Source organism: Allobosea sp., assembly GCF_030695125.1.
Lineage (GTDB): Bacteria > Pseudomonadota > Alphaproteobacteria > Rhizobiales > Beijerinckiaceae > Allobosea.
In genome coordinates, this window is sequence record NZ_JAUYTP010000031.1 from 55224 (window position 1) to 76478 (window position 21255).

Below are 21255 nucleotides of genomic sequence, written 5' to 3' on the forward strand. Positions count from 1 at the left end.
TGTCCCAGATGACCCGCAGCCTGATCGCCGCGCTTGCCTTCGTCCTGCCTGCCGCCGTGTCGGCCCAGGAACTTCCCGCCCGCATCAAGACCGCCGGCAAGATCATGGTCGCGACGCAGCCGAACTACCCGCCGATCACCTTCAAGGATCCGGCGACCAACACGCTGACCGGGCTCGATATCGAGCTCGGCTTGGCGATCGGCGCCGAACTCGGCGTCAAGATCGAATGGCAGGAAACCGCCTTCGCGCAGATGCTGCCCTCGCTGCAGACGGGCCGCGTCGACATGGTCATGGCCGGCATGTCGGACAATCCGGCGCGGCGCGAGACCGTCGATTTCGTCGACTATTTCTCGTCGGGCGCGCAGTTCTACACGATCACGGCGCTGGCCGCCGGCGGCATCAAGACCACCGACGACCTCTGCGGCAAGAGCGTGGGCGCCAGCCGGTCCACCACCTGGCCGGCCGAGATGGAGAAGTGGAGCCAGGCCAACTGCGTCGCCAAGGGCAAGCCGCCGATGACCGTCGTCGGCACCGAAGGCTCGGTCGACGCCCGCACGCAGCTCAAGACGCAGCGGCTGCAGGCGGCCGTCCAGGGCAGCGAGACGATGCCCTATTTCCTCAAGCTCGAGCCCAACACCTATGTGCCGCTGGGCACGCCCTTCACCGATGTCCGCGCCGGCATCCCCTTCGCCAAGACGGCCGAGGGCAACCAGCTGCGCGACGCGGTCAAGGGCGCGCTCGACCGGCTCAAGGCCAAGGGCGCCTATGACGCGATCTTCGTGAAGTACGGCCTGCAGACCAGCGCCCTGCCGAAGATCACGGTCAACGAAGGCAAGTGAGGACTGACACCCTGCCCCGTCGCGCGAAGGCGCGCCGGGGCAGGGTGTCAGGGGAACATCAGGGCGAGCGGTTCGATCGACCAGAGCGGCTGGACGCGCAGCAGGCGCGTCCGGGTCGTGTCCGTGAGGACGCCCTCGCCGCGCCAGCGCTCGATCAGACCGGCGGCCGCGGCCGCGCGTTGCAGCCCGATCGCGACGATGTCGCGCCCGGCCTCTCCCGGGCCTCCGGCTTCGGTTCCGACGAAGCTGAGCCTGGCCTGTCCCGAGAGGGCGAGCGCCCCGACCCGCTCCAGCAGGGCGGCGCGCCCGGGCGCTGCGGCCTCGAACTCGATGAGGAGGACGACCTCCATCGCCGTCAGCCGTTACGGAAGGTGTAGCTGTAGCCGTTGATTGCAGGCACGCCGCCGAGATGGGCGTAGAGCACCTTCGATCCGGCCGGGAAGAAGCCCTTCTTCACGAGGTCGATCATGCCCTGCATCGATTTCCCCTCATAGACGGGGTCGGTCATCATGCCCTCGAGCCGGGCGGAGAGGCGGATCGCTTCGATGGTCTCCTGCGAGGGGACGCCGTAGACCGGGTAGGCGTAGTCCTCGTTCAGGACGATGTCGTCTGCGACGATGTCCTTGCCGCCGATCAGGGCCGAGGTCTTCTGCGCGATGTCGAGCACCTGCGCCCTGGTCTGGGCCGGGGTGAAGGAGGCGTCGATGCCGATGACGTTGCGCTGGCGGCCATCCTTCGCGAAACCGACGACCATGCCGGCATGGGTCGAGCCCGTCACGGTGCAGACAACGATGTAGTCGAACCGGAGGCCGAGCTGCGCCTCCTGCGCCCTCACCTCCTCGGCGAAGCCGACATAGCCGAGGCCGCCGAACTTGTGGACGGAGGCACCGGCGGGGATCGGATAGGGCATGCCGCCCTTGGCCTTCACATCGGCCAGCGCATTCTCCCAGCTCTGGCGGATGCCGATGTCGAAGCCCTCGTCGACGAGCTGGACGTCGGCGCCCATCACCCGCGACATCAGGATGTTGCCGACGCGGTCGTAGACGGCATCCTCATGGGGAACCCAGCTTTCCTGTACGAGACGGCACTTCATGCCGATCTTGGCGGCGGTCGCGGCGACCATGCGGGTGTGGTTCGACTGGACGCCGCCGATCGAGACCAGCGTGTCGGCGCCGGACGCGATCGCATCCGGCACGATGTATTCGAGCTTGCGCAGCTTGTTGCCGCCGAAGGCGAGACCGGAATTGCAGTCCTCGCGCTTGGCGAAGAGCTCGACCTCGCCGCCGAGATGGGCAGACAAACGCGGCAGCGGCTCGATCGGCGTCGGGCCGAAGGTCAGCGGGTAACGCTCGAATTTCGACAGCATGATTCTTGCCTGCTCCAGATTGAACTCCGGAAAAACTAGCGAAAATCGCCTGAAAGGTGCTTCCGAAGTTGGGGCCTGGAATGGCGCCTTGACGCCGCGTTTGATCCCATTGTCTGTTATAGCTCTCTGACTGATCCCCTTTTTCGGAAGATCCTTTCATGGAGCCCAAACTCGACCGGACCGACCTCAAGATTCTGCGGCTGCTGCAGAGCGATGGCCGGATGGGCAATGCCGAGATCGCCAAGCGCGTGAACACCAGCGCTGCCACCTGCCACAGGCGCATCCAGCGCCTGTTCGCGGAGGGTTACGTCACGGGTGTGCGGGCGCAGGTCTCGCCGCAAAAGGTCGAGATGGGCACGCTCGCCTTCGTCGGCGTGGTGCTGGACCGCTCGACGCCGGAGAGCTTCGGGGATTTCGAGGCGGCGATCCGCGCGATGCCGGTCGTGCTCGACTGCCACATCGTCGCGGGTGATTTCGACTACATCCTGAAGATCCGCGTGCGCGACATGGCGGATTTCAACAAGCTCCACGGGGACAAGCTGATCGCGCTGCCCGGCGTGCGCCAGACGCGGACCTTCTTTGTGATGAAGGAGGTCGTCGACAACGCGCCGCTGGCGTTCTGAATTATAAATCTTATAATCCGACCATCACCCAATTGACGATTTCACCAAAAAATATATAAAATCGAACTTTAATTCGTCACACCCTCAACATCCAAAACATAATCGGCCTTATCTTCATCAATCCAACTTATAGACAATTTAAGAACTGAAGATTTATTCTTATTTTTTGGAAGCAAACAAACTCCAATACTACCGCCATCCGGGATCGCGAATTTACCTCGGATCGCAACTATGCGTCTAGCATTCTCAAGAGAATCACGCCTTCTGGAATTCTCTATATACTTCTCCAACTTGAAAAAACAATTCTCCCACTCTTTTATTAGGTTAAGCAGTGGAATTGTCTTTTTATTCCCAATATAACCTGAAAGCTTCCTTCTGATAAAATCATCTTCAAACAAATTCTCTAATTTGAATATTATACTTAATATCAAACCTTCTTTTGACTTAGATTGAGATATATTTATTGAAATTGGAGGCATATCATAATGCTGAATGTAATTTCTCATATAATACATCAATTTATAGCTTAAATTTTTATCATACTCATCCTTTAATATAATCTTCCATGCCTCAAATTCAATTGATTCCCTTCCAAATCGGTACAACATGTATCTATCGGAATGGTCTATAAACGATCTAAACATGCTGCACATATTCGAGAACTGCCTCGATATCTCAAAATGCGCATCGCTAAGTATTTCTTTTTGATCGCGTCCGCCATCAAAATATCTACTTGCTATATCGACAACTGACTTTAGCAATTCGTTCCGGTTTGCAATAACGGAACGCGAGACAGCCATTGAGGCAAAAGCTCTATGAACCGATTGAGAATCTTCAATTATCTGCTGCGAATCCTCAGCGCCAAGCACGCATATAAAATTAATAGACAGAGAAGATTTTTTGGATGCAACATGCACCAAATGCCAGTCCCCACGCCGACGCTTCATTCAACACATATCCTTTTAGAAATACTACAAGGATAAAAAACCACAATTAAAAATCATATTCTTATGTTACACTACTGCTTGGCAACGAACCTGCCCTTTAGGGCCTCCGCTTCCAACAACGCATTTGCAAGTAGCCCCTCTGCAGCCTCAAGGACATGATCGCTGATGCCGTCGGGAGCAACACGTTTAAGCATATTTCTTAGAGAAACCTCGCCATTCGGATGTGTTCCAGAAAGCGTGAAAACCTGCATTGCAAGCGCTGCTACTGAGGTTGCTAAGGCCACAGCCGACACCGCTCTCACTTCGCTTTCCCAATCTACCTGCATCGAATCGCCCTCCACGAAGTGAGACTGAGCACGGAAGGATGTTGGATCAACCCATGTAGTGGTCAACGCTACCCAGTGCCACCTTTGGAGCAGACAGTCATCCAGCAGTACCCTACGGCCCCGACATAAGCTTTCGGCAAATGTGGCGGTCGATTCTGACGGAACTACCTCAGGCACCACCTACGCCCGGATCAGCCGCTGAACCTGATGGGCACCGCGCTCCTTCAGCGGCCCCGACAGTACGACCTCGGCGCGGTCCTTCACCAACATCGAGTCGGCGAGGTGGCGGCGGGGCCGACGGACGAGCGTGACCTCAGCCTGGCTGGCCCGGCACCTGCTCGTCGCGCTCGTAGACGAAATTGGCGCGGCCGACGAGCAGCGTATCGACGGCGCCGATGCGGTCGACGTCCTTGCCGGCATAGGGCAGCGAGCGCAGCACATAGCGGAACGCATTGAGGCGCGCCCGCTTCTTGTCGTCGGACTTCACCACCGTCCAGGGCGAATCCGCCGTGTCGGTGGCGAAGAACATCGCCTCCTTGGCCGCCGTGTAGTCGTCCCATTTGTCGAGGCTGGCGAGATCGACGGGCGAGAGCTTCCACTGCTTCAGCGGATGGGCCTCGCGCTCCTTGAAGCGCCGATGCTGCTCGTCGCGGCTGACCGAGAACCAGAACTTGATCAGATGGATGCCGCTGCGCACCAGGTTTCGCTCGAACTCCGGCGCCTGGCGCAGGAACTCGCGGTATTCGGTGTCGGAGCAGAAGCCCATGACGCGCTCGACGCCGGCCCGGTTGTACCAGCTGCGGTCGAACAGGACGATCTCGCCGGTCGTCGGCAGATGCTGGACATAGCGCTGGAAGTACCACTGGCCGCGCTCGACCTCGCTGGGCTTCTCCAGCGCCACCACCCGGGCGCCACGCGGGTTCAGATGCTCCATGAAGCGCTTGATGGCGCCGCCCTTGCCGGCCGCATCGCGGCCCTCGAACAGGATGACGACGCGCTGGCGCGACTCCTTCACCCAGGTCTGAAGCTTGAGCAGTTCGGACTGCAGCCTGAACTTGTCGCGCTCATAGTCCTTGCGCAGCATCTTGTAGCGATAGGGATAGGCGCCCTGGCGCCAGTCGCCCGACAATTCGTCGCTGGTCTCGCGCGTCTTCCCCGGCGCCTTCGGCAGGCCGAGCGCGCTGCGCATTCGGCGCGCGTCGTCGGGAGCGGCGCCCGCGAGGATGGCATCGATTCCCTCTGCCGCATCGGCCTCGCCGGACACCGAGGCGATGGCGGCGATCTGCGCTTCCTGGACCGCTTCCGTCCGTTCCGCGGCCAGCCCGGCCTCGATGCCGTCGGCGGTCATGGCGGGCTCGACGGATTTCGGCGCTGGGCGGGGCTGCCGACGCGCGGCACCGGCTGAGGGCTGTCGACGGGTCGCCACGATCAATCTCCCTCGCATGGGCCGCCGGCCCGCTTTCGAGGAGTGTCCCTGTAATTGACGCAGCGTCGCCATGATCTGGATCAATCCGCCGCGGGCGACGCTCAGACCTGGATCAGGCGCTGGACCTGATTGGCGTCGAGGTCCTTCATCGCGCCCGAGAGCACGACCTCGCCGCGGTCCATCACGAACATCGTGTCGGCGAGGTCGCGGGCGAAGTCGAAATACTGCTCGACCAGCACGATCGCCATGTCGCCCCTGGAGCGCAGATAGTCGATCGCGCGGCCGATATCCTTGATGATCGAGGGCTGGATGCCCTCGGTCGGCTCGTCCAGCACCAGCAGTTTGGGTCGGGTCACCAGCGCCCGCGCGATGGCGAGTTGCTGCTGCTGGCCTCCCGAGAGGTCTCCGCCGCGTCGGCCCAGCATGGATTTGAGCACGGGGAACAGGTCGAAGAGTTCGTCGGGGACATAGCGCTCCCGCCGCGGCAGCGGCGCGAAGCCCGTCTCGAGGTTTTCCTTGACGCTGAGCAGCGGAAAGACCTCGCGGCCCTGCGGCACGAAGCCGATGCCGGCCCGCGCCCGGTCCTCGGTGCGCAATGTCGAGATGTCCTCGCCGCCGAAGGAGATCTTGCCCGCGCTGATCGCCTGCTGCCCGACGATGGCGCGCATCAGCGTGGTCTTGCCGACGCCGTTGCGGCCCATCACGCAGGTGACCTTGCCGGCTTGCGCGGTGATCGAGACACGTCGCAGCGCCTGGGCGGCGCCGTAATGCAGGTCGATGGCGTCGACGGTCAGCATGCTCATCGCCCCAGATAGACTTCGACGACGCGCTCATTGGCGCTGACCTGGTCGAGCGGCCCCTCGGCCAGGACCGAGCCCTCGTGCAGCACCGTTACCTTCACGCCGAGTTCGCGGATGAAGCCCATGTCATGCTCGACGACGATGACCGAATGGTCCCTGGCGATCTCCTTGAGGAGCACGGCGGTCTCGGCGGTCTCGCCGTCGGTCATGCCGGCGGCGGGCTCGTCCACGAGCAGGAGCTTGGGGTCCTGCGCCAGCAGCATGCCGATCTCGAGCCACTGCTTCTGGCCGTGCGAGAGCGAGCCGGCGAGCCGCTCGCGCGCATCGCCCAGCTTGATGATGCCGAGGATGTCGTCGATGCGCTTCTGCTGCGCGGCCGCCGTCTTCCAGAACAGGGTCCGCGCCACCGTGCGTTGCGCCTTCAGCGCCAGAAGGATGTTGTCCTCGATCGTGTGGAAGTCGAAGACCGTGGGCTTCTGGAACTTGCGGCCGATGCCGAGATTGGCGATCGCCGCCTCGTCCAGCCGCGTCAGGTCGATCGACCCGCCGAACATCACCGTGCCGACATCGGGCTTGGTCTTGCCGGTGATGATGTCCATCATCGTCGTCTTGCCGGCGCCGTTGGGACCGATGATGGCGCGCATCTCGCCGGGCTCGATCGTCAGCGAGAGGCCGCGGATCGCCTTGAAGCCGTCGAAGGAGACGCTGACGCCGTCGAGATAGAGCAGTGACGATGTAAGCTGGCCGGGGGTGGGAGCGTTCATGTGCGTCACTCCGCCGGGGCCGGTTCGGGCGTCTTCGCGGGAGCAGGCCTGCGCCGCTTCTCCCACCAGTCCTGCGCCGTGCCGAGGATGCCCTTGGGCATGAAGATGGTGACGAAGACGAAGAGCGCGCCGAGCGCAAACAGCCAGTAGGGCGCCATGAAGCCCGAGGTGAAGATCGTCTTGGCGTAGTTGACGACGACGCCGCCGAGCGCCGCGCCCACCAGCGTGCCGCGCCCGCCGACTGCGACCCAGATCACGGTCTCGATCGAGTTGGCGGGGGCGAACTCGCTGGGGTTGATGATGCCGACCTGAGGCACGTAGAGCGCGCCCGCGACACCCGCCATGCAGGCCGAGACGGTGAAGACGAAGAGCTTGAAGCGGTCGACCCGGTAGCCGAGGAAGCGCGTGCGCGACTCCGCGTCGCGGATCGCGATGACGACCTTGCCGAGCTTCGAGACGACGATGCCGCGCGCGATCAGGAAGCCCGCGATCAGCATGACGCAGGTCATGGAAAACAGAGCCGCACGAGTCGCTTGCGCCTGGACGTTGAAACCAAGGATGTCCTTGAAATCGGTCAGGCCGTTGTTGCCGCCGAAGCCCATGTCGTTGCGGAAAAAGGCGAGCAGCAGGGCGTAGGTCAGCGCCTGGGTGATGATCGAGAGATAGACGCCGGTGACGCGCGAGCGGAAGGCAAACCAGCCGAAGACGAAGGCGAGCAGCCCCGGCGCGAGCAGCACCATCAGCATCGCGAAGGGGAAGGAGTCGAAGCCGTACCAGTACCAGGGCAGCTCCTTCCAGTTCAGGAAGACCATGAAGTCCGGCAGGATCGGGTTGCCATAGGTGCCCCGCGAGCCGATCTGGCGCATCAGGTACATGCCCATCGCGTAGCCGCCGAGCGCGAAGAAGGCGCCATGGCCCAGCGAGAGGATGCCGCAATAGCCCCAGACGAGGTCGAGCGAGATCGCCAGCAGCGCGTAGCAGAGATATTTGCCCCAGAGCGACATGGTCGATGTCGGGACATGGAAGGGCGAGCCGGCCGGCACAAGCAGGTTCAAAGCCGGGATCAGGATGGCGAGGCCGGCGATGAGGGCGAGGAAGACCGCGCCGCGCCGGTCCATGTCCTGCAGGAGGAAGCGCGCGATCATGCTTCCACCGCCCGGCCCTTGAGCGCGAACAGGCCGCGCGGGCGCTTCTGGATGAAGAGGATGATGAAGACGAGCAGCGCGATCTTGCCGAGCACCGCCCCCGCATAGGGCTCGAGCAGCTTGTTGGCGACGCCCAGCGTCATCGCGGCGACCAGCGTGCCCCAGAGATTGCCGACCCCGCCGAAGACCACGACCATGAATGAGTCGATGATGTAGCTCTGGCCGAGATTGGGGCTGACATTGTCGATCTGCGAGAGCGCGACGCCCGCCAGCCCCGCCACGCCGGAGCCAAGCCCGAAGGTGAGCGCGTCGACGCGGCCGGTGCGGATGCCCATGGCCGAGGCCATGCGCCGGTTCTGGGTGACGGCGCGCATCTGCAGGCCGATCGGCGTCAGCTTCAGGATCGCCAGCAGGGCGGCAAAAACCAGCCCGGCGAAGACGATGATCCAGAGCCGGTTCCAGGTGATCGCCATCTCGCCGATCTCGAAGGCGCCCGACATGAAGGCGGGCGCGCCGACCTCGCGGTTGGTGGGTCCGAAGGCGGTGCGGACCGCCTGCTGCAGGATCAGGCTGATGCCCCAGGTCGCCAGCAGCGTCTCCAGCGGCCGGCCATAGAGGAACCGGATGACGCCGCGCTCGATGGCGATGCCCACCAGCCCCGCCACCAGGAAGGCGAGCGGCACGGCGATCAGCAGCGAATAGTCGAACAGGCCCGGCGCACTGGTGCGGATGACCTCCTGGACGATGAAGGTCGTGTAGGCGCCGATCATGACCATCTCGCCATGGGCCATGTTGATGACGCCCATCACACCGAAGGTGATGGCCAGCCCGATCGCGGCCAGCAGCAGCACCGAGCCGAGCGACAGCCCGTACCAGAGGTTCTGGCCGGCCCGCCACAGCGCCAGCCGGCCCTCGATGTCCGAGACGGCGCGAGCCTGGGCTTCCTTGAGCGAGGCGGAGGCGTCGGCCGGCAGCGAGCGCAGTGTCGCCAGCGCATCCTGGTCGCCGCGCTCGCGCAGCACGTCGATGGCGGCGATCCGGTCGAAGGGCGGTGCGTCCGGTTTGGCGACGAGGATCGCGGCCTGCGCCTGGCGCAGCGCGGCCTTGGCGCGCGGATCGCTCTCCTTGGCGATGGCGCCTTCGAGCACGGGCAGGAGCGAGGCGTCGCGCGATTTGAACACGGCCTCGGCCGCAGCGATGCGCCTGCCGGCATCGGGATTGAGCAGGCCAAGCCCGCCGAGCGCGCCCTGGATGGTGCGGCGGACGCTGTTGTTGAGGCGCACCGCCGCCAGGCCCGCGGGGGCCGCGGCGAGGGTCGCGCCGGTGCGGGCATCGAGCATGCGGCCATCCGGCATTCGCACCACGACGGCGCCGCCGCCGGCCAGCAGCCGGCCCTCGGCCAGCGCCTCGATGATCACGGCCGCCTGTGGATGCGCCTGGGCGATCAGCCCTTCGATGGCGCGGTTGGTCTCGGAAAAACTGTCGGCACCGAGCCGGACGAAGGCGTCGTCGGCGCTCTGGGCGGACGCCGCACCCGGTTGGAGCGCGAGCAGCATCGCCAGCGCCAGGATGCGCAGAAGGCAGGACAGGATCCGCATGGGCTCGCTTCGAATGATCCGTCGGCGGGCGGAGCGCAGCGCCGGGTCGTGGTGTCGCGAACACCCCCGGCCCGAGCCGGGGGTGCCGCTGATTGCGAGGGCCGGCCGGACTTTGCGCCCGTGCCGGCCCTCCCCCTCTCAAGTCGTCAGGCGCCGCCGCACTTGCCGGTCTTGGTGTTGAAGTTGCCGCACTTCTTCTCGACCCAGTCGCCGATCAGGTCCTTGGAGCCGTCGAGGTGCTTGGACCAGGCGTCGCCGGGCACGAGATCGGTCTTCGACACCACGTCGAACTGGCCATCGGCCTTGATCTCGCCGATCAGGACGGGCTTGGTGATGTGGTGGTTGGGGAGCATCGTCGAGATGCCGCCGGTCAGGTTCGGCGCGGTGATGCCCGGCAGCGCGTCGATCACCTTGTCGGGATCGAAGCTCTTGGCCTTCTCGACCGCCTTCACCCACATGGCGAAGCCGATGACATGGGCCTCCATCGGGTCGTTGGTGACGGCCTTGTCGTTCTTCTTGAAGGCCTTCCACTGCTTGATGAAGGCTTCGTTCTCCGGCGTCTTGACCGACTGGAAGTAGTTCCAGGCGGCGAGATGGCCGACCAGCGGCTTGGTGTCGATGCCGGCCAGCTCTTCCTCGCCGACCGAGAAGGCCACGACCGGGATGTCGGTGGCCTTGACGCCCTGGTTGCCGAGTTCCTTGTAGAACGGCACGTTGGCGTCGCCGTTGATCGTCGAGACCACGGCGGTCTTCTTGCCGGCTGTGCCGAACTTCTTGATGTCGGAGACGATCGTCTGCCAGTCGGAATGACCGAACGGCGTGTAGTTGATCATGATATCCTCCTTGGCCACGCCCTTGGCGAGCAGATAGGCCTCGAGGATCTTGTTGGTCGTGCGCGGATAGACGTAGTCGGTGCCGGCCAGCACCCAGCGCTGGACCTTCTCTTCCTTGGCGAGATAGTCGACGGCGGGAATCGCCTGCTGGTTCGGCGCGGCGCCGGTGTAGAAGACGTTGCGCTCGCTCTCCTCGCCCTCGTACTGGACGGGGTAGAACAGGATCGAGTTCAGCTCCTTGAAGACCGGCAGCACGGATTTGCGGGACACCGAGGTCCAGCAGCCGAACACGGCCGAGACCTTGTCCTTGGTGATCAGCTCGCGCGCCTTCTCGGCGAAGAGCGGCCAGTTCGAAGCCGGATCGACCACGACCGCCTCGAGCTTCTTGCCGAGCACGCCGCCCTTCTTGTTCTGCTCTTCGATGAGCATGAGCATGACGTCCTTCAACGTCGTCTCGGAAATGGCCATCGTGCCCGAGAGCGAGTGGAGGATGCCGACCTTGATGGTCTCCTGCGCCGCCGCCGGCAGATAGGACCCAAGCATGGTGGCGCCCGCGAGTGCGGCGCCCAAAACAACGCGACGTGTGGTGTTCACGGATAATCCCCCGAACCGACCCTGGTTGGCCGCGCCCTGGAGCAGGCGTCGGCAGGCCTCCCCGGCCCAGAGCGACGGGCTCGCAAGCGACGTGCCAACACCACAACCCTGCGTAAAGCCCCTCACAAGTCTCTGCTGTTGAGCGCAGGGCGGCGCGATTTCCTGCCGCGCCAGCCCGCCCGGACGCAAAAATCGTGCGGCGACGCTGCCATGGTGAATTCCTGGGCAATCCGCCTGCCTGCAATTGAGGCAGCTCGCTGCACTGCACCCGCCCGCCCCGCTGCCAGCAGCGATCGGGCGCTTTTTCGCAGCGTGTTTTTTGACATTTACGCCGCCGCGGGAATCGCCCTAGCCTGCCGGTGTCGGTAACAACTGAAAGGAGGTGATCCAGTGTCTCATTGTCATCAACCGCTGGTTCAAAGCGGGCGGACCTGGACTCTTTCCATGTGGGGTTCTTGTTACGCGTGAGCTTTTGACCTTCAGGCCCGGTTACCGGGGCTGCGGTACGGCAATGGAAGGGCTGCCCGAAAGGGCGGCCCTTCTTCCGTTGCAGGCGAGCCCATCGGCTGTGGTTCTGGCGTCGCGACGGCGCGCATGCCACATCAAGGCATGATGATGAATCCAAGCCCGATCGAAAGCTGCAGCCTTGTCCGCGCCTGAACCCAGCCGCGAGGCGATCCTCGCCTTCATCGACTCCGAACGCGAAGCCGGCCGCGCCGTCGGGCGCTCCGAGATCGCCAAGGCGTTCGGGCTTTCGGGCGCCGGCAAGATCTGGCTGAAGCGCCTCCTCAAGGAGCTCGAGGAAGAGGGCGAGACCGGCGGCGACGGCGTCGAGCGGCCGGTGCATCCGCGCGGGGCCCTGCCCCCCGTTCTGCTCTGCGAGATCAAGGGCAAGGATCGCGACGGCGACCCCCATGCCGTGCCGCTGGAATGGAACGCGGCCGACCAGGGCACCCCGCCGCGGATCCTGATCGAACGGCAGCGCGAGTTCCGCGCCAAGCGCAACGCCGCGCCGGCGCCGGGGATCGGCGACCATGTCTTGCTCAAGCTGACGCGCCTCAAGGGCGTGGATGGCTATACCTATTCCGGCCGCGTGCTGAAGGTGATGGGCAAGGGCAAGGCCCAGGTGCTCGGCATCTTCCGCGCCATGCCCGATGGTTCGGGCCGGCTGATCCCGATCGACAAGAAGGCGCAAGGCCGCGAGGCGCTGATCCCCAGGGGCCAGACCGGCGATGCCGAGGATGGCGACCTCGTCTCAGTCGCGCTGCGCAGCGAGAGCCGCTTCGGCCCGCCGGAGGCGCAGGTGCGCGAACGGCTGGGCTCGCTGAAATCGGAACGCGCGGTCAGCCTGATCGCGATCCACGCCCATGGCATCCCCCATGTCTTCCAGCCCGCAACGATCGCGGAGGCCGACGCCGTTCGCCCGGCCGGCACGGTGGGGCGCGAGGACTGGCGCGCGCTGGCGCTGATCACGATCGACCCTGCCGACGCCAAGGACCATGACGACGCCGTCCATGCCGCCCCCGACGAGGACCCGGAGAACCCCGGCGGCTATGTCGTGACGGTCGCCATCGCCGATGTCGCGGCCTATGTCCGGCCGGGATCGGCGCTCGACCGCGAGGCGCTGGAGCGCGGCAATTCGGTGTATTTTCCCGATCGCGTCGTACCGATGCTGCCTGAACGAATTTCCAACGACCTCTGCTCCTTGCGCGAGGGCGAGGACCGGCCGGCGCTGGCGGTGCGGCTCGTGCTCAAGGCCGACGGCTCCAAGAAGGGGCATTCCTTCCACCGCATCCTGATGCGCTCGGCGGCGAAGCTGTCCTACCAGCAGGCACAAGCCGCCATCGACGGCCAGGGCGACGAGAAGGCGGCCGCCATCCGCGACACGATCCTGATGCCGCTCTGGGCGGCCTATGGCATCGCGGCGCGCGGCCGCGACGGGCGCCAGCCGCTCGATCTCGACCTGCCGGAGCGCAAGCTGATCCTCAAAGCCGACGGCTCGGTCGATCGCGTCGTCGTGCCGGACCGGCTGGCGGCGCACAAGCTGATCGAGGAGTTCATGATCCTCGCCAATGTCGCCGCCGCCGAAACGCTGGAAAAGGCCGGCAGCCAGTTGATCTATCGCTGCCATGACGAGCCTTCTGTCGAGAAGATGCGGGCGCTGGGCGAGGTCCTGGCCTCGATCGGGATCAAGCTGCCCAAGGAGGGCGCGCTGCGGCCGGTGCTGTTCAACCGCATCCTCGGCATGATCAAAGGCTCGGAGAACGAGACCTTCATCAACGAGGTCGTGCTGCGCAGCCAGGCGCAGGCCGAATATGTCGCGGAGAATTACGGGCATTTCGGCCTGAACCTGCGCCGCTACGCGCATTTCACCTCGCCGATCCGACGCTATGCCGATCTCGTCGTCCATCGTGCGTTGATCGCCTCGCAGAAGTTCGGCGATGACGGGCTGCCCAGGGGCACGACGCTGGAGGCGCTACGCGAGGTCTCGACCCGGATCTCGGCGGCGGAACGGCGCGCCATGGCGGCCGAGCGCGAAACCGTCGACCGGCTGATCGCGCATTTCCTGGCCGACCAGATCGGTTCGTCCTTCGACGGGCGCATCGGCGGGGTCAACCGGGCGGGCCTGTTCATCAAGCTCGACGGCACCGGGGCGGACGGCTTCATCCCGGCCTCGACGCTCGGCGCCGACTACTACCGCTATGACGAGGCCATCCACGCCCTGATCGGCGAGCGCACGGGCGAGAGCTTCCGCCTCGGCGACCGTGTCCATGTCAGGCTGGTCGAAGCGGCCCCCGTTGCAGGCGCGCTGCGCTTCGAACTGCTCTCCGACGGCCGGGCTGTGACAACGCAGCGCTCTGGCGAACGGCCCGGCCGCGGCCCATTTGCGGGACGGGGCCGAGCCGGATCGCCGTTCGGCGGACCCGGCGGGGGTGGCCCGGGCCGTTTCGGACCGGGCCGATCCGGCAAGCCGAACTCCGGCAAAGCAAAATCCGGCAAGTCCAAACCCGGCAAGAGGCGCTGATGCCCGTTCAGATGAACACGATCCTCGACGAGCCGGTTGCGCGCGACTGGCGCAGCGCGGTCGGCCGTGGCTTGCGCGGACGCTGCCCGCATTGCGGCGAAGGGCGTTTGTTCAAGGGCTTTCTGAAGCCGGTGGATGCCTGCGCCGCCTGCGGCGAGCTGTTGCACCACCAGCGCGCCGATGACCTGCCGCCCTATGTCGTCATCACCATCGTCGGCCACATCGTCGTCGGCGGCTTGCTGATGGCCGAGAAATACGCCGACTGGTCGATGGGCCTGCACATGGCGATCTGGCCGGCGCTGACGGTGGTCCTCTCGCTGATCCTGATGCAGCCGGTGAAGGGCGGCGTCATCGGGCTGCAATGGGCGATGCGCATGCACGGCTTCGGCGGGATGCCCGACCTGCCGGAACGCCAACCCCTGCCGCCTGCGGGGCGCCCGTCATGAACGATCACGCCGTCACCCTGACCCAGGCCGAGCGCGTCCGCGTCGCGACCAACATCCGCCCCCGGGATGCCGCGACGATGATGATCCTCGACCGGACGGCGAAGAAGCCGCGCATCCTGATGGGCAAGCGCCATCCCAGTCATAAGTTCATGCCGGGCAAATATGTCTTTCCAGGCGGCCGGGTCGACCCCGGCGACCGGCACATGGCGGCCACCGGCGCGCTCGCTCAGATCTGCGAAGACCGGCTCTGCGCCCGCACCGTTCGCCCGACCGTGTCCAAGGCCCGCGCCTTGGCGCTGGCCGCGATCCGCGAGACCTTCGAGGAGACCGGCCTGCTCTTCGGCTCGGACGAGTACGGCGCGCCGGCCCATCCGCCTGCAGGCAGCTGGAGCGACTTTGCCGGGCACGGCATCTTCCCCGATCTCTCGGCCGTCTCCTATGTGGCGCGCGCCATCACTCCGCCGCGCCGGCCCAAGCGCTTCGACACCCGATTCTTCACCATCGACGCCGCCGCCAGCGCCAAACGGATCGAGAACGTCGTCGGCCCCGATTCGGAACTGATCGATCTCGTCTGGGTCGATTTCGACGAGGCCAAGCAATTGGACCTGCCGACGATCACCAAGGTGATCATCCATGAGGTCGAGGCGCGCATCGCCGCGGGCTTTGCGCCCTATCTCCCTGTGCCGTTCTTCTGGGAGAAGAACGGCAGTTTCGTACGCGAGGAGCTGTGAAGCCGCTCCTGCCGTGAAAACGGCCGACGGGGCCGCCATTCGACCTTGACTTCGACGGGCCTTTCCGGCATTCCCCCGCTTGACGGTTTGCCGGGTTCGCCCGGCCTTTATCATTTCCCGTGGGCCTCACCAGCCCCGCATGGTTCGAGGATATCCCCATGGCCAAGGCCGTGACCATCAAGATCAAGCTGCTTTCGACCGCCGACACCGGCTATTTCTACGTGACGAAGAAGAACTCGCGTACGATGACCGAAAAGATGTCGATGAAGAAGTACGACCCCGTCGCGCGCAAGCACGTCGAGTTCAAGGAAACCAAGATCAAGTAAGGCGCCCTCGCCTGTCGATCTTCGGTCACGATTCGAAACCGCCCTTTCCGGGGCGGTTTTTTGTTGTCGCGACAGTGCGGATCTCGCCCTGATCCGCTCACTCTGGGAACGTCCGCACGCCATGAGCAACGATCGGCCCCGCCGCCCCGTGAGCGCCCGCGACAAGGCCGAGGCGCTGTTCAGCGCCGCTGCGCCGAAGGTCGCGCCGCCGGCCGTGAAGCGCCCTGCCGTCCCCGGCGCACGCGAACTCGTCTCGCTGCGGATCGACAGCGACGTGCTCGAGCATTTCCAGGAAGGCGGACCGGGCTGGCAGGACCGCATCAACGATGCGCTGCGGCGCGCGTCGGGCCTGTAAGGCCGACGCCCCGGAAAAGACCCGGCAGCACGGCAAGCAAGGCGACGCCATGACCACGCCTCTGCGGCGGATTTGTCACGGCGACGCGCGCCGTTTGGTGCAAGGATGGCGACCGATCCGCATGATGGCCACCTAGGGCGGTCACCGATACCGCCGTGAGATCCGTCTCTCCTGTCCCGGAAACCCGATCGTGACCACCGACGGCCCCCAGCCAGAACCGCGCAGCACCCCCCACGGGCCCGGACGGCGCATGCTGAAGATGCTCGTCGAGATCGATTCGGCGCGCCTGCTGCGCACCCGTATCGGGGCCGCGATCGCGCTCATCAGCATCCTGGCGATCTTCGCCGGCCTCGGCTACGGGGTCCCGGCCCTGCTCTCGCAGTACTTCTGAACGCAGAGAGGTGGCCGGCCGGCGGCGGGTCTGAGGAGGCCAGAGTGTCCGCAACCGGCCGGCCGAGCCCTCCGGTTTCCCAGGAGATGCGGCGGACCTGAGCACCCGAGGGGCGTCGCGAGGCAGCGGATGTCGCTGCGTCGCGCAAACCCTTGCAGCCGGGCCGCGGACGAATCAACGGGATACCGTCGATTCACCAATGTTCATCGATGCTTAACCTTACCGCGTAACCAGTCGAGCTATGCCGGGCGGACAGATGACAGACCTGCCCTCGGTGGCAGGTCACCCTACGCGGCGTTGGCGGCGATGACCCGGTTGCGACCGTTTGCCTTGGCCCGGTAGAGCGCGTCATCGGCGCGCTTCATGATTTCGGCCGGCGACGCATCCCCGGCCCGGCGGCTGGAGACGCCGATCGAGACGGTGACAGGGATTGCGCGGGTTTGCCCCTGGATTCCGAAGGGTTCGGCGACGACGCGCTCGCGGATCCGCTCGGCGACGGCGTAGGCGGCATCGAGCGCCGTATCGGGCAGCACCACGACGATCTCCTCGCCGCCCATCCGCGCGACCAGATCGATGCCCCGGGTGCAGGCGCGGACGCGATCGGCGAATTCGCGCAGCACTTCGTCGCCGGCATCGTGGCCATAGGTGTCGTTGACGGTCTTGAAGTGGTCGATGTCGAGCACCAGCAGCGCCAGCGAACGCGCCCGCAGCGCGGATTCGTCGAACATCGCGGCCATGCGGGTGTCCATGTAGCGGCGGTTGTGCAGCCCGGTGAGCTGGTCCATCACCGCCATCTCCATCGAGGACTGCACGCTGTCGCGCAGCTTCTCGGTGAAGCGCTTGCGGCGAACCTGGGTGCGGACCCGCGCCAAGAGCTCGTTGCGGTCGATCGGCCGGATCAGGAAGTCATGCGCGCCGATCTCGAGCCCGCGCAGGATGCGGGTGCGGTCCTCGGCCTCGCCCATCATCAGCACCGAGACGTTTCGGGTCCGCTCCAGCGAGCGCAGCTGGCTGCACAGGCGCAGCCCGTCATAATCGGTCAGATCGAGACTGACGATGACGCTGTCGAAGTCGCCCTCGACGGCGCGCAGCAGCGCCTGTTGCGGGTCGGATTCGGTTTCGACGACGTGAAAGGCCGAGAGCGCGCTCTCCAGCCGCTCGATTACGCGCGGCCGGTCCTCGACCAGCAGGATGCGTCCGTTCAGGCCGGTCTCGGAGGCGGCGGCCGCCAGCGGATCGGCGATCCCCAGCCGTCGCGACGCCAGCGCCCGGTTGCGCAATTCGTCGGTCATCGACTTCAGCCGCACCAGGCTGCGCACCCGGGCAAACAGCGCGGTGTCGTCGAGCGGCTTGGTCAGGAAATCGTCGGCGCCGGCGTCGAGCCCCTTGAGCCGGTCGCCCGGCTGGTCCAGCGCCGTCACCATCACCACGGGGATATGGGCGGTCGTCGCCTCGCTCTTGAGGCGGCGGCAGACGTCGAAGCCGTTCATGCCGGGCATCATCACGTCGAGCAGGACGATGTCGGCCTCGCCGCGCTCGCAGATGGCGAGCGCGTCAGGCCCGTTGAGCGCGGTCACGACGTCGAAATACTCCGCCGAAAGCTTCGCTTCCAGCAGCTTCACATTGGTGACGATGTCGTCGACGACGAGAACGCGCGCTGACATGGGTTCGCTTTCGGACGCTCAGGCCGCGCCGGCATAGGCGCGGACGGTCTCCAGGAACTTCGCGACCGAGATCGGCTTGGAGAGATAGGCCTCACAGCCGCCCTCCCGGATCCGCTCCTCGTCGCCCTTCATCGCGAAGGCCGTGACCGCGATGACGGGTATCGACTTGAGGTCGTCGTCTTCCTTGATCCATTTCGTGACCTCGAGCCCCGAAACCTCGGGAAGCTGGATGTCCATCAGGATCAGATCGGGACGGTGCGCGCGCGCCAGCTCGATCGCCTCGATGCCGTCGGCGGTCTTCAGCGTGGCGTAGCCATGCGCTTCGAGCAGGTCGTTGAAGAGCTTCATATTGAGCTCATTGTCTTCGACGATCAGAACCGTCTTCATGATGCCGCCCTTCGGTTGCGCCACGGATGATCGGGACCGATCCCCGATTGTCCAAGCTGGCAGCCTCGTCCATTGATGATGCGTAGCATGCAAGCCGTTGACGAAACGCAAACCCGATGCCCATTTCCGACAGGAGCCTTTCGAGCGCCATGGCCAGATCTCCCAGCTTCGAGGATGCCGAAACGCTGGCGCTGCGGGCGCTCGGCTTCCTCGCCGCCGAGCCCGAGCGCTTGGAGCCGTTTCTGGCGACCACGGGGCTCGGGCCCGCGACCCTGCGGGCGGCCGCGAGCGACCCCGGGTTTCTCGCCGCCGTACTGGACCACATCGGCGGCAGCGATTCGCTGCTGCTCGAGTTCGCGGGGAATCTCGGGGTGCGTCCCGAGCTCGTCGCTCAGGCCCGCGAGCGGCTGAGCGGGCCGGTGCCCGGTGAGCCGGGTTGACGCTGGCACCGCCAGAGGCAGTGCGGCGCGTCCTGTGCCGCGACTGCCTGAGCGACCATGACGGCGACGCCACCGAGCCGCGCCGCTGCCCGGCCTGCGGCTCGCCAAGGCTGCTGCGACACCCCGAGCGCGATGCCTTGAGCCTGGCGCATATCGACTGCGACGCCTTCTATGCGGCGATCGAGAAGCGCGACGATCCGTCCCTGCTGGACAAGCCGGTGATCATCGGCGGCGGCAGGCGGGGCGTGGTCTCGACCGCCTGCTACATCGCCCGGACCTATGGCGTGCGTTCGGCCATGCCGATGTTCAAGGCGCTCAAGGCCTGTCCGGAGGCCGTGGTGGTCAAGCCCGACATGGCGAAATATGTCGCGGTCGGGCGCCAGGTGCGAAGGCTGATGCAGGAGCTGACGCCGCTGGTCGAGCCGATCTCGATCGACGAGGCCTTCCTCGACCTCTCCGGCACGGAGCTGTTGCACCATGCCAGCCCTGCTATCACGCTGGCGCGGTTCGCCCGGCGCATCGAGGCCGAAATCGGCATCAGCGTCTCGGTCGGCCTGTCCTATGCCAAGTTCCTCGCCAAGGTCGCCTCCGACATGGACAAGCCGCGCGGCTTCTCGGTGATCGGCCGGGCCGAGGCGGTGGCCTTCCTCGCCGCCAAGCCTGTCGGTCTCATTCCCGGCATCGGACAGGCCAGCGCGGCGAAACTGACAGAGGCCGGCTTCCGCCTGATCGGCGATCTGCGCGAGGCGCCGGTCGAGAAGCTCTTCCGGCTGGCCGGCAAGGACGGGCCGCGGCTGAAGAGCCTGGCCAATGGCATCGATCCGCGCCGCGTCACGCCCGACCGGGAGACGAAGAGCGTGTCCAGCGAAACCACGCTCGACGTCGATCTCTCACGCTTCGACGAGCTGGAGCCGGTGCTCTGGCGGCTCTGCGAGAAGACCTCGAAGCGCCTGAAGCATCAGGCGCTCGCCGGGCGGACGATCACGCTGAAACTGAAGACGGCGGAGTTTCACTCGATCACGCGGGCCAGCCGCCTGCCGGAGCCGACGCAACTCGCCGCAAGGCTGTTTGCGGCGGGTCGAGAGCTGTTGCGGCGCGAATGCACCGGGGCTCGCTACCGGCTGATCGGGATCGGCGCGACCGATCTCGCCTCGCCCGAAGACGCCGACCATGGCGACCTCGCCGATGTCGCGACGCCGCGGCTGAAAGCGATGGAAGGCGCGCTCGATGCGCTGCGCGCCCGCTTCGGCGATGCCGCGATCGGCAAGGGCTTGAGCCTGCGCCTGCCGCAACGGGCGTCGGAGGGCGCTCCTACTTCGCGCACGCCGCCTGAGGCAGAAGATCCAGACGTGTGAGCGTGCCGCGCAGCGCGAAGCTGCCATAATCGAGCCTCACCGCGCCGGTCACGCCGTTCTCGTAGAGCTCGAACGAAATCGTATAGCTCGGCGTCGTCTCGCCCGAGCCGACCTTGAAATACGACATCGTGACCGGCCAGCGCGCCAAACTCTCGAATTCGGGCCGCTGCAACGGCGTCTCGCTCGGCTTCGCTTCGATCTTCCTGCCGATCACCGAGAGCGTCTCATAGACGTCCTTGCCGCCATTGGCCCCGTCATAGAGCCGCACACTCAGCGTGGTCTGGCCGGCGCGCGCGGCCTGGATCACCGCCTTCATCTGGGCGTTGGGAAACAGGGCCGCAACGGCTTCGCGATGCGTCTCGGGCTTGGGAACCGTCAGCTTGACCTCGTAGCCGCCATCCTTGCGGGTGGCGATCCCGTCGACCGTCTCGGTCGGCGTGCCGCTGGCCGAGCTTTCCGTCTTGAAGCGGTAGCTCGCCCCGTCGCCGGCCTCGAAACTCGTGGTGCGGGCGTCGATGACGCGCGGCCCTCCCTCGCCGCTCTGGAGCTGCGTCACCTGGCGGAAGGACAGCGCATAGCCGTCGCAGGCGTCTCCGGTGAAATCGAAGGCGATGCGGCCGCGGGCGGATTCGACGTTCTTGGAGGCCTTGCCGCCGTCGAGAACGAGATCATACACCGCACGGTGGGGCACCAGGACCACGCGATCGGCCGATTGCGGCTGCGCCAGGGCCGCTCCGCTGCAGAGCACAGCAACGGCGATGAGACCCGCAAGGCCTGGAGCGTTCGTCGTCATGGGGCACGCCGCTTTCGTTGATGGTGCGTCGAATCTAGGTGCAACGCCGCAGTGGCGCAAACAAGGCGGTCGCCTCTCGGC

General features: G+C 65.4%; 23 protein-coding genes. 10 read left to right on the plus strand and 13 right to left on the minus strand.

Features of this window, described 5'->3' with window-relative positions:
• Window positions 1-8 precede the first annotated feature (8 nt).
• Entirely contained in the window at window positions 9-839 is an 831-nt protein-coding gene (locus Q8S38_RS12175) for an ABC transporter substrate-binding protein (protein ID WP_305680952.1), read from the plus strand.
• A gap of 47 nt (window positions 840-886) precedes the next feature.
• Here Q8S38_RS12175 and Q8S38_RS12180 read toward each other — a convergent pair whose 3' ends face one another.
• Both Q8S38_RS12180 and Q8S38_RS12185 read right to left on the minus strand, forming a co-directional pair.
• Window positions 887-1189, minus strand: a complete 303-nt coding sequence (locus tag Q8S38_RS12180) for a hypothetical protein (RefSeq protein WP_305680692.1) — start codon at window positions 1187-1189, stop codon at window positions 887-889.
• A 5-nt stretch (window positions 1190-1194) separates the two neighbouring features.
• Window positions 1195-2205, minus strand: coding sequence for a 1-aminocyclopropane-1-carboxylate deaminase (locus Q8S38_RS12185; protein WP_305680693.1), 1011 nt, complete (start codon window positions 2203-2205; stop codon window positions 1195-1197).
• Between the two features lie 158 nt (window positions 2206-2363).
• Here Q8S38_RS12185 and Q8S38_RS12190 point away from each other — a divergent pair, with 158 nt between their 5' ends.
• Window positions 2364-2828 (plus strand): Lrp/AsnC family transcriptional regulator, encoded by a 465-nt coding sequence (locus tag Q8S38_RS12190; protein WP_066716475.1) that lies wholly within the window; start codon window positions 2364-2366, stop codon window positions 2826-2828.
• Window positions 2829-2896: 68 nt separating this feature from the next.
• On the opposite strand, the gene Q8S38_RS12195 is transcribed toward Q8S38_RS12190, so the two are convergent.
• The 8 genes from Q8S38_RS12195 to urtA all read right to left on the minus strand — a co-directional run bounded on the left by Q8S38_RS12195 (window position 2897) and on the right by urtA (window position 11210).
• Window positions 2897-3775 carry a hypothetical protein gene (locus Q8S38_RS12195; RefSeq protein ID WP_305680694.1) on the minus strand — a complete coding sequence of 293 codons (879 nt, stop codon included), beginning with the start codon at window positions 3773-3775 and terminating at the stop codon, window positions 2897-2899.
• Window positions 3776-3846: 71 nt separating this feature from the next.
• A complete protein-coding gene (locus Q8S38_RS12200) occupies window positions 3847-4101 on the minus strand; it encodes a hypothetical protein (RefSeq protein WP_305680695.1) in 255 nt (84 codons plus the stop codon).
• A 313-nt stretch (window positions 4102-4414) separates the two neighbouring features.
• Window positions 4415-5449 carry a polyphosphate kinase 2 gene (ppk2, locus tag Q8S38_RS12205; RefSeq protein ID WP_305680696.1) on the minus strand — a complete coding sequence of 345 codons (1035 nt, stop codon included), beginning with the start codon at window positions 5447-5449 and terminating at the stop codon, window positions 4415-4417.
• A 179-nt stretch (window positions 5450-5628) separates the two neighbouring features.
• Complete coding sequence (gene urtE / locus Q8S38_RS12210) at window positions 5629-6324, minus strand: urea ABC transporter ATP-binding subunit UrtE (RefSeq protein WP_305680697.1); 696 nt, start codon at window positions 6322-6324, stop codon at window positions 5629-5631.
• A gap of 2 nt (window positions 6325-6326) precedes the next feature.
• Complete coding sequence (gene urtD / locus Q8S38_RS12215; RefSeq protein WP_305680698.1) at window positions 6327-7091, minus strand: urea ABC transporter ATP-binding protein UrtD; 765 nt, start codon at window positions 7089-7091, stop codon at window positions 6327-6329.
• Window positions 7092-7096: 5 nt separating this feature from the next.
• Entirely contained in the window at window positions 7097-8236 is a 1140-nt protein-coding gene (gene urtC, locus Q8S38_RS12220; protein ID WP_305680699.1) for an urea ABC transporter permease subunit UrtC, read from the minus strand.
• A complete protein-coding gene (urtB, locus tag Q8S38_RS12225) occupies window positions 8233-9834 on the minus strand; it encodes an urea ABC transporter permease subunit UrtB (protein ID WP_305680700.1) in 1602 nt (533 codons plus the stop codon). The genes urtC and urtB overlap by 4 nt, the downstream gene beginning before the upstream one ends.
• Before the next feature lie 146 nt (window positions 9835-9980).
• A complete protein-coding gene (gene urtA / locus Q8S38_RS12230) occupies window positions 9981-11210 on the minus strand; it encodes an urea ABC transporter substrate-binding protein (protein WP_305680953.1) in 1230 nt (409 codons plus the stop codon).
• Between the two features lie 697 nt (window positions 11211-11907).
• Between urtA and rnr the strand changes: the two genes are divergently transcribed.
• The 6 genes from rnr to Q8S38_RS12260 all read left to right on the plus strand — a co-directional run bounded on the left by rnr (window position 11908) and on the right by Q8S38_RS12260 (window position 16535).
• Window positions 11908-14286 (plus strand): ribonuclease R, encoded by a 2379-nt coding sequence (gene rnr, locus Q8S38_RS12235; protein ID WP_371125874.1) that lies wholly within the window; start codon window positions 11908-11910, stop codon window positions 14284-14286.
• A complete protein-coding gene (locus Q8S38_RS12240) occupies window positions 14286-14732 on the plus strand; it encodes a DUF983 domain-containing protein (RefSeq protein ID WP_305680701.1) in 447 nt (148 codons plus the stop codon). Before rnr ends, Q8S38_RS12240 begins: the two co-directional genes overlap by 1 nt.
• The gene (locus Q8S38_RS12245) at window positions 14729-15463 is read left to right on the plus strand and encodes an NUDIX hydrolase (RefSeq protein ID WP_305680702.1); all 735 of its coding nucleotides are present in this window, start codon (window positions 14729-14731) and stop codon (window positions 15461-15463) included. The genes Q8S38_RS12240 and Q8S38_RS12245 overlap by 4 nt, the downstream gene beginning before the upstream one ends.
• Before the next feature lie 158 nt (window positions 15464-15621).
• Complete coding sequence (gene rpmG, locus Q8S38_RS12250) at window positions 15622-15789, plus strand: 50S ribosomal protein L33 (protein ID WP_054141277.1); 168 nt, start codon at window positions 15622-15624, stop codon at window positions 15787-15789.
• A 121-nt stretch (window positions 15790-15910) separates the two neighbouring features.
• A complete protein-coding gene (locus tag Q8S38_RS12255; RefSeq protein ID WP_305680703.1) occupies window positions 15911-16144 on the plus strand; it encodes a BrnA antitoxin family protein in 234 nt (77 codons plus the stop codon).
• Window positions 16145-16394: 250 nt separating this feature from the next.
• The gene (locus Q8S38_RS12260; protein WP_305680704.1) at window positions 16395-16535 is read left to right on the plus strand and encodes a hypothetical protein; all 141 of its coding nucleotides are present in this window, start codon (window positions 16395-16397) and stop codon (window positions 16533-16535) included.
• Between the two features lie 287 nt (window positions 16536-16822).
• On the opposite strand, the gene Q8S38_RS12265 is transcribed toward Q8S38_RS12260, so the two are convergent.
• Together Q8S38_RS12265 and Q8S38_RS12270 are read right to left on the minus strand one after the other, a co-directional pair.
• A complete protein-coding gene (locus Q8S38_RS12265) occupies window positions 16823-18199 on the minus strand; it encodes a PleD family two-component system response regulator (RefSeq protein WP_305680705.1) in 1377 nt (458 codons plus the stop codon).
• A gap of 18 nt (window positions 18200-18217) precedes the next feature.
• Window positions 18218-18589 carry a response regulator gene (locus tag Q8S38_RS12270; RefSeq protein WP_305680955.1) on the minus strand — a complete coding sequence of 124 codons (372 nt, stop codon included), beginning with the start codon at window positions 18587-18589 and terminating at the stop codon, window positions 18218-18220.
• Window positions 18590-18735: 146 nt separating this feature from the next.
• Between Q8S38_RS12270 and Q8S38_RS12275 the strand changes: the two genes are divergently transcribed.
• Complete coding sequence (locus Q8S38_RS12275) at window positions 18736-19026, plus strand: DUF3572 domain-containing protein (protein ID WP_305680706.1); 291 nt, start codon at window positions 18736-18738, stop codon at window positions 19024-19026.
• Window positions 19023-20381, plus strand: coding sequence for a DNA polymerase IV (locus tag Q8S38_RS12280; RefSeq protein WP_371125875.1), 1359 nt, complete (start codon window positions 19023-19025; stop codon window positions 20379-20381). Before Q8S38_RS12275 ends, Q8S38_RS12280 begins: the two co-directional genes overlap by 4 nt.
• Here Q8S38_RS12280 and Q8S38_RS12285 read toward each other — a convergent pair.
• Window positions 20338-21174 carry a cell envelope integrity EipB family protein gene (locus tag Q8S38_RS12285; RefSeq protein ID WP_305680707.1) on the minus strand — a complete coding sequence of 279 codons (837 nt, stop codon included), beginning with the start codon at window positions 21172-21174 and terminating at the stop codon, window positions 20338-20340. The two genes, Q8S38_RS12280 and Q8S38_RS12285, sit on opposite strands and share 44 nt — an antisense overlap.
• Window positions 21175-21255 lie beyond the last annotated feature (81 nt).